Source organism: Bacillus altitudinis, from assembly GCF_001191605.1.
Taxonomy (GTDB): Bacteria; Bacillota; Bacilli; order Bacillales; family Bacillaceae; genus Bacillus; species Bacillus altitudinis.
The window spans coordinates 2,570,558-2,585,565 of sequence record NZ_CP009108.1; the positions used below are offsets into that span (position 1 = coordinate 2,570,558).

Here is a 15,008-nt window from a genome sequence, read left to right on the forward strand (position 1 = left end):
ATCTCGGAATAGAGATTTCTCATCTTATCATTTGCATTGATTAGACGGAGGGAAAACATGTCGACCAAAACAGACAATCGCCATTTATATTTGAAAGTGATTGACCGTATTAAAGAAGATATTCAAACAGGCGTATATGCCGAAAAGGAAAAGCTGCCTTCTGAATTTGAGCTCTCAAAGCTTTTAGGCGTGAGCAGAGCGACCCTTCGTGAAGCCCTTCGTATATTAGAAGAAGAGAAATATTTAATAAGAAGGCATGGTGTGGGGACTTTCGTCAACTCAAGACCGCTTTTTTCTACTGGTATTGAACAGCTGACAAGTGTCACAAAAATGATTGAACAGGTCAATATGACGCCAGGTACTATCTTTTTGTCCTCACAAGAAGGAGAGCCGACAGAGAATGATGTCATTCGTTTTCAGTGTGATGAATCCGAGAAGGTTTTTTCAATGGAACGCGTTCGAACAGCAGATGGACAGCCAGTCGTCTATTGTTTAGATAAAATTCCGGTCAAACATCTTCCCGCTTCTTTTACTCATGAGGAAGAATCGCTTTTTGAGCTGTTTGGCAGAGAACCGCACAGCGGAATTAAATATGCAGTGGCAGACATCGAACCGATTGGTTATCACGATCAGGTTTCACCGATACTAGAATGTGACCCAGAAACAGCCTTACTATTACTGAAACAAATGCACTATGATCAAGATGATCAGCCGGTCTTATACTCGCTCAATTATTTTCGAGCGGATAAATTCAGCTTCCATGTCATACGTAAACGATTTTAACAAAGCAGTCGCTTCCATAGGCGGTTGCTTTTTGTTTGCCCATACATAAAACCCGTGAAACATGCCACACTAATACGTAACAGTATATAGAATTGGGTGAATGATGTTGGGCGAGAAAACAGTCAGTAAAAAGAATATTATTGCATTATCATCAGTGCCTCTAATCATGACACTTGGGAACTCGATGCTAATACCCGTATTACCAGAGATAGAAAAGAAACTCTCAATCACTTCCTTTCAAGTGTCACTCATTATTACGGTATACTCCGTTGTGGCGATTTTGTGTATTCCGATTGCCGGTTATTTATCTGACCGAATTGGGCGAAAAAAGGTGCTTTTGCCGTGCCTTTTAATCGCAGGACTTGGAGGAGCTGTGGCAGCTGTTGCCTCAACCATCATGAAAGAACCCTATATGTGGATTCTATTTGGTAGGGTCCTTCAAGGAGTTGGCTCAGCCGGGGCAGCACCTGTCGTTATGCCGTTTATTGGCGATTTGTTTCACGATGATGAAGAGGTAAGTGCGGGACTTGGAGCCATTGAAACTTCTAATACAGCTGGAAAGGTACTAAGTCCTATTATTGGGGCACTTCTCGCTTCTTGGTTTTGGTTTGTACCGTTTTGGTTCATTCCATTCTTTTCAATCATTAGCTTTGTGATGGTACTGTTTATGGTTGAATCCGCAAAGAAAGAGGAAGATCCGCCTACATTTAAAGAGTTTTTAAAATCAACAAAGACGATTTTTAAGCATGAAGGACGCTGGCTTTATGCCATTTTTGCTATTGGTGGTTTTATTATGTTTCTTCTTTTTGGCGTGCTCTTTTATTTGTCAGATAATCTAGAGGCGGCGTATCAAATAACGGGTGTCAAAAAAGGCTTGCTGCTAAGTATCCCGCTCCTTTTCTTATCAATCAGCTCGTATATTGCGGGGAAAACAATCGGGAAAGAAAAGGGGAAAATGAGGATATTTCTCATCGTTGGTATGGCTCTTTTATCACTTTCGTATATATTTTTATGGTGGAATCACAGTTTTTACGTGTTGTTTGTCTGCTTAAGTATTGGTGGCGTAGGGATTGGCATTGTGCTTCCAGCACTGGATGCGTTGATAACAGAAGGTATTGAAAAAGAGCAGTGCGGAACCATTACGTCATTTTATAGCAGCATGCGGTTTATCGGTGTTGCTTTAGGACCTCCAATTTACGCATTTCTTATGGATAAAGGAGACTCCATCGTTTTTATTCTATCGACCATATGTAGTCTCATTTCATTATTTTTGGTCCTCTTTTTTATCCAGCCAGATGAAAAGGATGAAAGTGAACAATTGAAAACGGTTTAAACATAGAAAAAAGACGGTATTTTGCCATCTTTTTTCTTTTTTATAAATTGACATGTAAAATTTTGATAGTTAAACTAATGTATAGTAATATCTTTTAAATTATCCCAAATAGGAGGTGTTCAAAAACATTCATTTTCTGTCTTTGTTTTAAGTCAGAAATTGAGCTCGTGGCTGATGATGGATATGCGTTTCTTCAACACGAAAGGACAATTGAATAGGTCATCCTGCCATTAGCACGTTGATGGAGACGAAGTCAGCACTTCAGACACGCTCAAAAACAGCAAATTGATTGATGAACTAGAAGGAGCTTGAAGCAGCTATGTTGCAAATAATTAAAGCAAGATGGATTGTATTAATGGTGTGGATGATAACAGCTGTGATTCTGTTTATTACTGCGCCCAATTTAGAGGAATTAACAAGAGAAAAAGGGCAGTTAAAGGTTCCAGAGGGGACACCAACAGCTGAGGCACTTCACTTATTGGATAAGCTTTCAGATCATAATGGGAAAAAAGATACTGGTGTGATTGTATTCTCCGAACAACATTTGTTCCCTGCAAAAGAGCAGGAATTAAAAAAGGCTTTAGCTGCACTCATGACACATGCCCCAGAACTCCACATTGACGGAATTACTTCGTATTTTCATGTAGAACGTGACATTCAAAAACAACTTTTATCAAAGGATAAAAGTACACTTCTTGTTCCATTCAAATTCGACCACTACGAAACAAAAGCTGTGAAGGTTAAAGAACGAATTGAGGAAGTTTTAAAGCCCTACAACGTCTCATATGAAATGACAGGTCAAAAATTTGTGGACTCAGATGTCATTAAAAGCTCTCAACAAGGTCTGAAGAAAACTGAACTTATTACGATGATTTTTATTTTCTTTATTTTAATAATTGTATTCAGATCGATACTGGCACCTGTTGTTCCGCTTATTACGATTGGCATTTCTTATGCTGTCAGCCGGTGTATTGTGGCTTTTCTCGTAGAATATACACCATTTCCTCTGTCTAATTTCACTCAGATTTTTATGGTAGCTATTATGTTCGGTATAGGAACGGATTATTGTATATTACTTTTAAGCCGTTTTAAAGAGGAGATTGGTCAGGGGCGTGATGTCAAAGAATCGATTATCATCACGTATCAATGTGCAGGGAAAACAGTCTTTTTCAGCGGCTTAGCTGTGTTAGTCGGCTTCTCAAGTATTGGTTTCGCAAAATTCCAATTGTACCAATCAGCCGTCAGCGTTGCCGTAGGCGTTGGCATTCTGCTCATTGCACTTGTCACAATCGTTCCCTTTTTTATGTCGGTTTTCGGAAAATCCCTTTTTTGGCCGTCTAAAAGAGAAAACATTCGTCATCCACAAAGTAAGATTTGGGAATGGGCTGGGCGCTTTTCATTTAAAAGACCGCTCATCAGCTTAGGGGTAGTTGCACTCATCACTGTTCCTCCAATTCTGATGTATGACGGCACTCTTTCTTATAATAGTTTAAATGAGATTGGGACAAAGTATGAGTCAGTGTCTGCATTTAATACGATATCTGAGCAATTTGGCTTTGGTGAAGCGCTGCCGCTGAATGTGCTTGTCGAAAGTGACAATGAGCTCGATAATCAAGAAAAGATTGTCATGATTGAAAAACTGACCCGTAAGTTAAGTGACATTGAGGAAGTAAAAGCGGTTCGCAGTGTCACTCGCCCAGTTGGAGATGGGTTAAGTCAGCTCTATGTTACCTCTCAAGCGAAAGAGCTAGGAGGAGAGCTTGGGAAAGGTCATGAGGGTATCGGGAAAATTACAGATGGCTTGACCGAAACAAACTTAGCACTTCTCAAACAAAAACCAAAAATTGAAGAATCCGCTAAAGGGATTGATCAATTGATTGATGGGACAAAAGCCATCAAAGGCGGGATCGGAGAAGTGAGGAAATCACTCATTTCTTTAGAGGATGGTGTGAGGCGCAGTAAAGAGGGCGTAGGAACCATTCGCACTGAAATCAAACAAGCGAAAAAAGAATTAGAGCAAGAATACCGCAGAAGTGAAACCATGATTCAAGACCTTGAACGAGTCGTAAGCACACTCGAAGGTCACGCAACATCAAATGAGCAACTGATGACAACGATTAAGAAAGTGAAACAATCCTATGAAAACGTATCATTTGAAGGACTTGAAAACCGGCTTCCAGAAATCAAAGATATGAATGAATATAAAGAAATCAAAAAAGTATTCAAAGACACAAAAGGAATCCTCGATCAAGCTGGAGAGCAAATGAGCGTCTATGAAGAGGAAGCATCTGCCTTTAAACAAAAGATCAAGAAAGCAGATCAAGTCATTCAAACGTTCTCAAGCAAGCAAAAAGAAATTAAACAACAAGTAAAGGCGCTGATGACAGGTCTAGATCAAATTTATGATGGTCTTGATGAAACGAATAAAGGACAAAAACAGCTCATCAAAGAAATGCCTAAAATTGAAAATGGTGCAGATCAGCTGACTGATGGCCAAAAAGCCGTGAAAAAAGGGTTTAACCAGCTATCATCTAAACTCTCACTATTAACAGATGGATTAGATGAAAGTATTTCCGGACTTGAGCAAGTAAAAAGCGGCTTTACCGAGGCGGACAGCTATTTAAAACAGCTTCAGGAAGCACCAGATGAAGAAGTAACGGGCTGGTTTATACCAGAAGAAGTATTGAAACGCCATGAGTTTAAGAAAATATTTAATACGTATATGTCCCCAGATCGTAAATTAACTACCTTTGAAGTGATTTTAAATGTAAATCCATACAGCAATGAAGCAATGAAAGGTGTAGCAAAAATTGAAGAAACCCTTGATCAATATTTACCTGTAAGTGGTTTGAAAAACGCCAACTACGGTGTATCTGGTATCTCCAGTTTAAATGTTGACTTAAAAGAAACGTCAGACGGTGACTTTATCAGAACGGTTATTTTCATGTTAATTGGTATCTTTATTATTTTAGTTTTATTATTAAGGTCAATCGTCATGCCGATATACTTAACACTTTCACTTATATTAACGTATTTTACATCCATTGGCTTAACAGAATGGATTTTCAAAACATTCTTTGGCTACGATGGTGTCAGCTGGGCTGTTCCATTTTTCAGCTTTGTGATCCTTGTGACCCTCGGCATTGATTATTCGATCTTCCTCATGGATCGTTTTAATGAATGGAAGGGAGAGCATGTTCAAGCATCCATGATATCAGCGATGAGAAATATGGGGTCGGTCATTATTTCAGCAGTTGCTATTTTAGCGGGTACTTTTGCTGCGATGCTGCCCTCGGGTGTATTATCATTAGTTGAAATTGCAACGGTCGTACTCATTGGACTTTTATTATATGCTTTTGTTGTTCTACCACTCTTTATCCCGGTCATGGTTCGCATCTTTGGAAAATGGAATTGGTGGCCGTTTAGAATGAAATAACAACCTGCGTCTCTGCTTTTAGCAGAGGCGTTTTTATTTCCTATCCTTTCCTCTGATTGATATAATGACTATTAAATGGCTGTTTCACGTATATATCAGCTATGTTCTAATACATAATAAATAGGATGAACAAAGGAGGTTTCTCATGACGTACTTACAAGAGAAGACATTTGATACACCTGGTCTTCATACTCATATTGTCAAAACAGAAAAATTTAAAACCGTGACGATCCTTTTTAAAATGCTTGCGCCTTTATCCAAAGATGACGTCACCATGCGTTCTCTTTTCCCGCATGTGCTATTAAGAGGAACAGAAAAAATGCCGAAAACGGGAGAGCTTCGTGCTTATTTCGACGAGCTCTATGGGGCGACCGTTTCCGCAGACATGGCGAAAAAAGGTGAAAATCACATCATTACCTTCCGTCTAGAAATGGCGAATGAAAAATATTTAAAGGATCAAACCCCTTTACTAGAAAAAGGGATTGCCTTACTCTCTGAACTATTATTCCACCCGTACGTGGAAAACGGGGTATTTCATGAATTGTACGTTGAGCAAGAAAAACGAACATTGAAACAGCGCATTCAAGCCGTTTATGATGACAAAATGCGCTATTCAAACTTAAGACTTGTGCAGGAAATGTGTAAAGGTGAGCCATATGCACTGCACGTCAATGGTGAAATGGAAGACGTAGAAGCGATTACGTCAGAAGCGCTCTTTAAAGCATACGAGCATGCACTTCAGTCCAACCAGCTGGATCTCTATGTTGTGGGAGACGTTGATGAACAAGACATCAATCGAATGGTCTCGCAATACTTTAAAACAAGTGAAAGAGAGCCGGTCAAACAAAATACCGAATCATCAAGATCACAAATAGAGCCAAAAGAAGTCATTGATGAAGAGGACGTAAAACAAGGAAAGCTGAACATTGGCTTTCGCACACATACAACGATAGCGGATGAAGATTATCCGGCGCTGCATTTGTTTAATGGCATATTCGGCGGCTTCTCGCATTCAAAGCTATTTATCAATGTGCGCGAAAAAGCAAGTCTTGCGTACTATGCTGTTTCTAGACTTGAGAGCTTTAAAGGTTTGATGATGGTCATGTCAGGAATTGAAGTCGGCAACTATCAGCAGGCAGTAGACATTATCAAAGAACAATTTGATGCCATGCAAAAAGGCGATTTTTCTGATGAAGCAATTGAACAGACAAAGGCTGTCGTCAAAAATCAGCTGCTCGAAACAATTGATACGTCTTATGGAACAGCGGAATACTTATATCAGCATGCCGTCGTGCCAACAGGGGAGAGCCTCGATTCCTTTTTAGAAGCGTTAGACAGAGTGACAAAAGAGGACATCATCAAAGTGGGTCAAAAAATCGAATGGGATACGACCTATTTTCTTAAAGGAACGGAGGGTGCTTCATGACAGTGAAAACAATTCAATTCGATCAGCTGCAAGAGACGGTATATCACGAAAAAATGGACAGCGGACTAGACGTCTATGTGCTGCCAAAGCAAGGGTTTAACAAAACATATGCAACCTTCACAACAAAATATGGCTCTGTCGACAATGAATTTGTGCCGCTTGGCAAAGAAGACATGATCCGAGTGCCTGATGGAATTGCCCATTTCTTAGAGCATAAGCTGTTTGAAAAAGAAGATGGTGATGTGTTTCATACATTTAGTAAACAGGGAGCAGCCGCAAACGCATTTACGACGTTTACGAGAACGGCATACTTATTTTCAAGCACGGCCAATGTCGAACAGAATCTTGAAACACTCATTGATTTTGTGCAAGAGCCTTATTTTACTGAAAAAACGGTCGAAAAAGAAAAAGGCATCATTGGTCAAGAAATCAACATGTATGATGACAATCCAGATTGGCGTTTATTCTTTGGTCTGATCGAAAACCTCTATCAAGAGCACCCAGTGAGAATTGATATTGCTGGAACCGTTGAAAGCATTGCGCCAATTACGAAAGACCATTTATATGAATGCTACGAAACGTTCTATCACCCAAGCAATATGCTTCTTTTTGTAGTGGGTCCTGTTGATCCGGCGCAAATTTTAGACCAAGTAAGAGCGAATCAGGCAAAAAAACCATTTACCGATCAGCCGGATATTCAGCGGAAAGAGATCAATGAACCTGATCGTGTATACCGAAAAGAATACGAACTGAAAATGAATGTACAAGGTTCTAAATGTATGTTTGGTTTGAAAACGAAAAACCCGCATAAAAAAGGAAAACAGCTCCTCAAACATGAGCTTGGCATGAATCTTATTTTAGAGACATTGTTTGGTAAAAGTTCTCTGCAATACGAGCGTATGTATGAAAAAGGCTTGATTGATGAGACATTCAGTTACGATTATACGGAAGAAGGCGGTTTTGGCTTCACTTCAGTTGGCGGAGATACAAATGACCCTGATCAACTCGCAGATGAATTAAAAGAAACGCTTCTTCAAGCAAAAAGCCTGATCACAGAAGAAAAGATTGAACTTGCTCGTAAGAAAAAAATTGGCAGCTTTTTAAAAGCGATGAACTCTCCAGAGTACATCGCCAATCAATTCACTCGATACGCATTCTTAGAAATGAGCTTATTTGATGTCGTGCCAGTACTGGAGCAAATCCAATTAACAGATATTCAGGAAATCTTAGACGAAGAAATTGATGAAGAAAGAATGTCAGTTTTCAAAGTCGTACCGAAAGCAAAATAAATGAAAAAAAGACAAACTCAACGTATAAGAGTTTGTCTTTTTTGTGTCCAGCTAAAGAAAGCGCTTTATATGCGAAGATATTGATTGACAATTGTTTTGGGTATTAGTTAAACTCTTTAATAGTTAAACAATCAAACTAAAGGAGCAGCATATGGTACAAAATAAAATTGCCCAGCTCATCCAGAGGTATGCGGACGTCTATCTCATGATGGAGAAAAAAGTATCGAGTATGATCACGGAAAAGCTGGATAAAGAACTGACACTTGATCAGTATTACTCGCTTCGATACATCAATTTACACCCAGGATGTACATCAACAGACCTTGCCAGCGCATGTAATGTCAATAAAAGTGCTGTGACATCCATGACCAATCGTCTTTTTAATAAAGATTATATTTATCGTGAGCATGATCAAGCTGACCGAAGAAACGTTCATCTCTATGTGACGCCCGAAGGAAAAGACGTGGTCAGCCGAATGGAAAAACAGCTTCAGGATCTTGTTCGGTCATATTTAGAAAAATTTGATGAAAAAGAAATCGAATCATTTATTCAAACATATGAAAAGATTTATCAAATTATCATCGAAGAGGAGGCACAACATAGTAATGAGAGCAATCATAAAGGGTAGATGGCTGATCACGATCCTTTGGGTCGTACTAGCGGCTGTATTATTAATCACCGCTCCTAATATGGCGCAATTAACAAAAGAAAAAGGGCAGATTTCTGTTCCTGATGGTTATCCTTCTTCCTATGCCGATCAATTATTAAAGAACATGTCTGAAAATGGGGATACGGAAAAATCGATCGTCATTGTCTTTCAAGGAAAGGATATCGTCAAAGAAAGAGAAGCCTCTTTAAAGAAAGCGATGGAGATTTTAGAAAAGGATCAAGATCTCCATGTTGAAGACATCACTTCTTATTTTGATGCAAACAAAGATATTAAAAAACAGATGCTCTCTAAAGATCAAACAACACTTCTTGTTCCAGTTACATACGACTCGAACAAAATCAAAGCATCCGATTTTAAAGAAAGAGTCAATGAAAAGCTTAAGAGCCTGAACCTGAAATTTGAAATGACAGGGCAGCCGCTAATCGACGATGATGTCATCACAAGCTCACAAGAAGGTCTGAAAAAAACGGAATTCATTACAATAGGATTTATTTTAATTGTTCTTGTGCTTGTCTTTAGATCCGCAGTGGCACCATTCGTTCCTTTAGTGGCCGTGGCGCTTTCCTATTTGGTCAGCCAATCCATTGTGGCTTACCTAGTAAAGTATGTTGATTTTCCGCTCTCGACCTTTACCCAAATTTTTATGGTCGCCATCATGTTTGGGATTGGAACCGACTACTGCATCTTATTGCTAAGCCGGTTTAAAGAAGAACTATCTCACGGAAAAGATAAGATTGAGGCGATTATTACAACATATAAGACGGCAGGTAAAACCGTTTTATTCAGCGGAATTGCTGTCCTCATTGGTTTTACGTGTATCGGTTTAGCCGAATTCCAACTGTATAAATCAGCTGTAGCCGTGGCGGTTGGTGTCGCCGTGTTAATTGTGGCACTGCTCACTGTCGTTCCATTCTTTATGGCGGTTTTAGGAAAAGTGTTATTTTGGCCGATCAAAGGCGATATTGCCCACCCGCAATCGAAAATGTGGGAAACAGCTGGTCGTTTTTCATTTAAGAAACCACTTCTCAGCTTGCTAATCGTTGCAATTATTACCCTTCCAGCGATTCTCATGTATAAAGGAACACTTTCATATAACAACCTAGACGAAATCGGCAATAAATACGAATCCGTCAATGCATTTAATACGATCTCTGACAAATTTGGACCAGGTGAAGCCCTTCCAGCAACAGTTGTCGTGAAATCATCCGATCTTTTAGACAATAACGAAGGTCTGATTGCTATTGAAAAACTTAGTCGTGCGATTGAACAAACAGATGGCGTGAGTAAAGTAAGAAGTGCGACACGCCCTGTTGGAAAAGGACTGAATGATCTGTACGTGAAATCTCAAGCCAAAGAGCTAAATAGCGGGCTTGATAAAAGTAACGAAGGGTTGAAAAAGATCCAAGATGCTCTTACAACCATGAGTAAATCCATCGAGGATCAAACACCACAAATTAAATCATCTGGAAAAGGCATTAACAAATTGATTACTGGAACCGAATCCGTAAAATCAGGTATTCAAAACGTCGAAAAAACGATGAGAGATCTGCAAAACGGAATTGATCAAAATAAAAAAGGTGTTTCTGAAATTAAAGAAAGAATAAAGGGTGCGAAAAAGGAATTAACAGATCAAGTCGCACAAGTAAATCAGCAAGTAGCACTGTATAAAAGCATTTCTAAAGAATTAAAAGCCGCATTGACACAAGTCGATACGTCATCCTCTGCCGCAGCGGATGTGAAAGCTTTGATCAGTCAAGCGAATAAACAGTTCAGTACACTTGAGCAGCAAATTCCGCAGGTGAAAGAAAACCAATCATATCAAGCCATCAAAGCTTCATATAACGAACTTTCTGCTACTTTGCAAGAAGGCGCTAAACAGGCAGACAGCTATGCAAAACAAGCAAAAGAAGCAAAAAAACAGCTTGAAGCAGCAGATGCTTTTATCGCAAAAGCTTCAGAGCAGCAAAAAGTGTTTACAAATCAAATTGATGAGCTGATTGCTGGCTTAGAAGCCATTGAAAACGGGCTAGATCAAACGTCTAAAGGCCAAGGGCAGTTAGCTGATGGTATGCCTAAACTTGCAAATGCAGCCGGCGACATCATTAATGGTCAAAAACAAATGAAAGAAAAAATTGGCGGCTTTGGTGACGATCTGACCAAGCTGACAGATGGTCTAAACAAAAGTGTCGACGGACTTGAGAAAATTTCAAACGGCTTAATGGGTGCAGGAGACTACTTAGATGAACTGAAAAACGCACCAGATCAAGACATGGCCGGTTGGTTTATTCCAAAAGATGTTCTAAAAAATAAAGCTTTCAAGCAAGTGTTCGATTCCTATATGTCGGATGACCGCAAAATGACAAAGATTGACGTCATTTTAGAAGACAATCCATATGGAAACGACGCCATGAAAACAATTAAACAAGTAGAAGCTTCGGTCAAACGTGCACTTCCTGAAACAAACTTAAAAGATGTTTCATTTGGCGTATCTGGTGTATCAAGTATGAACGCTGATTTAAAACAGCTGTCAGACCAAGACTTCAATAAGACGGTTTTTTACATGATGATCGGTATTTTCTTAATACTAGTGATTCTCTTCCGTTCTCTCGTGATGCCGCTTTACTTAGTTGGATCGCTGATTTTAACGTACTTTACCGCCATTGGTGTAACAGAATTTATTTTCACCCATTTCTTCGGATATCCGGGCATCAACTGGGCTGTTCCATTCTTTGGCTTTGTCATCTTAATGGCGCTTGGAGTCGATTATTCGATTTTCTTAATGGAACGTTTCAATGAATACAAAACAAAAGACATCCAGTTTGCCATGACTGAATCAATGAAAAATATGGGATCTGTTATTATGTCTGCTGCCGTCATTTTGGCAGGAACATTTGCAGCGATGCTGCCATCAGGTGTATTGTCACTCTTACAGATTGCAACACTTGTTCTCACAGGGCTTTTATTGTATGCACTCGTTGTGCTACCATTGTTCGTACCTGTGATGGTCAAATTGTTCGGATCAGCGAATTGGTTCCCATTTAAACGAAAAGAATAAGGATTCCATAAAGAAAGTAGGAACAAAGTATGAGTCGTTGGGCACTGATTACTGGTGCCAGTGGCGGAATTGGGCAGGCGACAGCCAAAAAGCTTGCCCAAGAAGGCTGCCATCTGATGCTCCATTATCATCAAAATGAACAAGCGGCTAGTCGTCTTTCCGCTGATCTCAAAGAAACATATCAAGTAGAAACGCACGTCGTCCAAGCTGATTTAGCGAAAACAGGCGGAGCAGCAGAGCTTGTCAGCCGCCTGCCGCTTGATCCAGATATTCTTGTTTTAAATAGCGGAAAGAGTCATGTTGGTTTAGTGACAGATACTGAAAAAGAAGACCTAGCCAGCATGGTGCAGCTTCATGTGACAAGTCCTTATGAGCTTACCCAATCTATTTTGCCTGCCATGATCCAAAAAAAGTCAGGTCATATTATTGCGGTTAGCTCGATATGGGGGGAAACGGGTGCCTCGTGTGAAGTACTGTATAGTATGGTCAAGGGTGCTCAAAATGCTTTCATTAAAGGGCTTGCCAAAGAGCTTGCCCCAAGTGGAATTAGAGCAAATGCAGTCTCACCAGGTGCTGTTCAAACTGATATGATGAAAAGCTTCACACAAGAAGACCTTGCGATGATGGAAGAGGAGATTCCGCTCGGCCGTCTTGCCGCACCTGAAGAGATAGCCGATGTCATTTGGTTTCTCGCCTCCAAGCAGTCAAGTTATATGACAGGTCAAATTTTATCTGTGAATGGCGGCTGGTACTGTTAAAAAACGTGTATAATTCGTCTCTCCATGACAAAAGCTATGGCTGTAATTCATCTTTTCGAATGGAGGAATCGACATGTCAGTACTTGAGAACTGGGACCATTGGAAAAACTTTTTAGGAGACCGTTTAAATCATGCGCAGGATAAAGGCTTAAAAGATGATACTATCAATAACCTTGCGTATGAAATTGGCGGATACCTGGCTAATGAAGTTGAAGCAAAGAATGAGCAAGAAAGAGTACTTGCTGACCTTTGGAGCGTCGCATCAGAAGATGAGCAGCGCGCAATTGCCAATATGATGGTCAAACTGGTTGAAAATAATAGCTCGCACTAAACAAAAAGAGAGGTCGTTTGTGCCTCTCTTTTTATTTTAACTGTTTCACAACATTGTGCTTTCTAAAAATGTGAAAATGCTTTATGATAAAGGAAGGTAAAAATTTGCCACAATGAAGGGGGTAATATCATTTGGCAAAGCTCGAATGGTATTTTGAATATGAGATACAGGTGAACCGTCCCGGACTTTTAGGAGACATTTCTTCTTTAATGGGGATGCTTTCAATTAATATTGTGACAATTAATGGTGTTGATGTATCAAGACGCGGCATGCTTCTTCGATGTGACCACACAGATCAAATTAAGCGGCTTGAATCAATTTTAAATACAATGGAAACGATAAAAGTAACGAAACTAAGACAGCCAAAACTTCGTGACCGTTTAGCTGTTCGTCATGGAAGATACATTCAGCGTGATGCGGATGACAAAAAGACGTTCCGTTTTGAAAGGGACGAGCTTGGTCTACTTGTCGATTTTATGGCTGAATTATTTAAAAAAGAAGGACATAAATTGATTGGAATTCGCGGCATGCCGCGGGTTGGAAAAACAGAATCAATTGTTGCTTCAAGTGTATGTGCAAGTAAGAGGTGGCTGTTTGTATCGTCGACTCTTTTGAAACAGACCATTCGCAGTCAGCTGATTGCAGATGAATACAGCCCAGATAACGTCTTTATTATTGATGGGATTGTGTCGACAAGAAGAGGTTCTGAAAAGCACTTGCAGCTTTTAAGAGAAATTATGAGACTGCCTGCTACAAAGGTGGTAGAGCATCCAGATATCTTTATTCAAAATTCAGAATATACAATGGATGATTTCGACTACATCATTGAATTGCGTAATAGTGCAGACGAAGAAATTACATACGAGCACGCTGAAGAACCACAAGTGTTTGATCATTCTGGTTTTTCTGGCTTCGATTTTTAATATGGTAATGGTAGGTGTTTGTTTTGACTGAATTGGGAAAACGGCTCGTTGAGGCCAGAGAGGAAAAAGGGATGTCGCTGGAGGATCTGATGGCGGCTACCAAAATCCAAAAGCGCTATTTGCTAGCAATAGAACAAGGAAACTATGATATCATTCCAGGTAAATTTTACGTCAGAGCGTTTATTAAACAATATGCCGAAGCCGTTGGACTGAATCCTGAACAATTGTTCGAAGAGTTTCGTAAAGATGTACCAAGCACGTATAACGATGAAGTGTCTGATAAATTATCAAATATTAAACCGCAAAGAGAGCTGCCAAAGCCTGCCTCAAAGGTACTGGAGCTGCTTCCGACGATTTTAATCATTGGAGGGATCCTTGTGGTGATCGCTATCATTTATGTGATCGTTCAAGCGGTTAATCATGATAGCGGACAAAAAAATAATCAGGCGGCTCCTCAGCAATCAGAATCAAAATACGAAGTGTCTGAGGATTCATCGCTTGCAAAGGATCAAAAGAAAAAGGAAAAAGCTTCGTCAGATGATCAAGAAAAATCATCTGAAAAAGACGATTCCTCAAAGGATTCATCTAAAGACGATGAAGATGTTTCTTTGAAGGTGACGAATACAGAGGGTTCTACGACAACGTATGAAGTATCAGGTGCAGAAGAGATGGAGCTAACCATTTCTGCCTCACAAGCTTCATGGCTTCGTGTGAGAGACGAATCTGGAAAAGTGCTGAAGATGGGTGAATTGAAAGATGGCGAATCGTTTAAAACAGACTTAACTGATCTTTCCCAAGTCGATATCCGCTTAGGAAATGCATCGGGAATCGATATTAAAGTCAATGACGAAACGCTGAAGTACGAATTAGACCCTAAAAACACCATGACACAAAACATTGTGATTGTGAATAAAGGAAAGGAAAAGTCATCTTAAGCAAGTAGATGACTTTTCTTTTGTTCCTACTATTATATATACATAAAAAAATGGCTTATTGGAGGATTG

At 39.7% G+C, this 15,008-nt stretch carries 11 protein-coding genes; all 11 read left to right on the top strand.

What is annotated here, in order from left to right; genetic code table 11:
- Window positions 1–57: 57 nt before the first annotated feature.
- The gene (locus ID12_RS12915; protein WP_008344706.1) at window positions 58–783 is read left to right on the top strand and encodes a GntR family transcriptional regulator; all 726 of its coding nucleotides are present in this window, start codon (window positions 58–60) and stop codon (window positions 781–783) included.
- Between the two features lie 103 nt (window positions 784–886).
- Entirely contained in the window at window positions 887–2,116 is a 1,230-nt protein-coding gene (locus tag ID12_RS12920) for a bacillibactin exporter BcbE (protein WP_172793306.1), read from the top strand.
- Window positions 2,117–2,435: 319 nt separating this feature from the next.
- The gene (locus ID12_RS12925; protein ID WP_008344703.1) at window positions 2,436–5,552 is read left to right on the top strand and encodes an MMPL family transporter; all 3,117 of its coding nucleotides are present in this window, start codon (window positions 2,436–2,438) and stop codon (window positions 5,550–5,552) included.
- 145 nt (window positions 5,553–5,697) lie between these two features.
- Entirely contained in the window at window positions 5,698–6,978 is a 1,281-nt protein-coding gene (gene yfmF / locus ID12_RS12930; protein ID WP_048003277.1) for an EF-P 5-aminopentanol modification-associated protein YfmF, read from the top strand.
- Window positions 6,975–8,267, top strand: coding sequence for an EF-P 5-aminopentanol modification-associated protein YfmH (yfmH, locus tag ID12_RS12935; protein WP_017359055.1), 1,293 nt, complete (start codon window positions 6,975–6,977; stop codon window positions 8,265–8,267). Before yfmF ends, yfmH begins: the two co-directional genes overlap by 4 nt.
- A gap of 151 nt (window positions 8,268–8,418) precedes the next feature.
- Window positions 8,419–8,895, top strand: coding sequence for a MarR family winged helix-turn-helix transcriptional regulator (locus tag ID12_RS12940; protein ID WP_025207356.1), 477 nt, complete (start codon window positions 8,419–8,421; stop codon window positions 8,893–8,895).
- Window positions 8,873–11,992 (top strand): MMPL family transporter, encoded by a 3,120-nt coding sequence (locus ID12_RS12945; protein ID WP_050827273.1) that lies wholly within the window; start codon window positions 8,873–8,875, stop codon window positions 11,990–11,992. Before ID12_RS12940 ends, ID12_RS12945 begins: the two co-directional genes overlap by 23 nt.
- A gap of 29 nt (window positions 11,993–12,021) precedes the next feature.
- Window positions 12,022–12,750: an elongation factor P 5-aminopentanone reductase gene (gene ymfI, locus ID12_RS12950; RefSeq protein ID WP_024720382.1), complete on the top strand. Its 729-nt coding sequence runs from the start codon at window positions 12,022–12,024 to the stop codon at window positions 12,748–12,750.
- Between the two features lie 73 nt (window positions 12,751–12,823).
- Window positions 12,824–13,081, top strand: coding sequence for a DUF3243 domain-containing protein (locus tag ID12_RS12955; RefSeq protein WP_003211590.1), 258 nt, complete (start codon window positions 12,824–12,826; stop codon window positions 13,079–13,081).
- A 131-nt stretch (window positions 13,082–13,212) separates the two neighbouring features.
- A complete protein-coding gene (locus ID12_RS12960) occupies window positions 13,213–14,004 on the top strand; it encodes a DUF3388 domain-containing protein (RefSeq protein ID WP_003211480.1) in 792 nt (263 codons plus the stop codon).
- Between the two features lie 23 nt (window positions 14,005–14,027).
- Window positions 14,028–14,939 carry a helix-turn-helix domain-containing protein gene (locus tag ID12_RS12965; protein ID WP_050827274.1) on the top strand — a complete coding sequence of 304 codons (912 nt, stop codon included), beginning with the start codon at window positions 14,028–14,030 and terminating at the stop codon, window positions 14,937–14,939.
- Window positions 14,940–15,008 lie beyond the last annotated feature (69 nt).

What these genes read in the sequence shown, in the direction of transcription:
- ymfI (WP_024720382.1), top strand. Translation starts at nt 12,022, where the DNA reads ATGAGTCGTTGGGCACTGATTACTGGTGCCAGTGGCGGAATTGGGCAG.
- ID12_RS12945 (WP_050827273.1), top strand. Translation starts at nt 8,873, where the DNA reads ATGAGAGCAATCATAAAGGGTAGATGGCTGATCACGATCCTTTGGGTC.
- ID12_RS12915 (WP_008344706.1), top strand. Translation starts at nt 58, where the DNA reads ATGTCGACCAAAACAGACAATCGCCATTTATATTTGAAAGTGATTGAC.
- ID12_RS12955 (WP_003211590.1), top strand. Translation starts at nt 12,824, where the DNA reads ATGTCAGTACTTGAGAACTGGGACCATTGGAAAAACTTTTTAGGAGAC.
- yfmF (WP_048003277.1), top strand. Translation starts at nt 5,698, where the DNA reads ATGACGTACTTACAAGAGAAGACATTTGATACACCTGGTCTTCATACT.
- ID12_RS12940 (WP_025207356.1), top strand. Translation starts at nt 8,419, where the DNA reads ATGGTACAAAATAAAATTGCCCAGCTCATCCAGAGGTATGCGGACGTC.
- yfmH (WP_017359055.1), top strand. Translation starts at nt 6,975, where the DNA reads ATGACAGTGAAAACAATTCAATTCGATCAGCTGCAAGAGACGGTATAT.
- ID12_RS12925 (WP_008344703.1), top strand. Translation starts at nt 2,436, where the DNA reads ATGTTGCAAATAATTAAAGCAAGATGGATTGTATTAATGGTGTGGATG.
- ID12_RS12920 (WP_172793306.1), top strand. Translation starts at nt 887, where the DNA reads ATGTTGGGCGAGAAAACAGTCAGTAAAAAGAATATTATTGCATTATCA.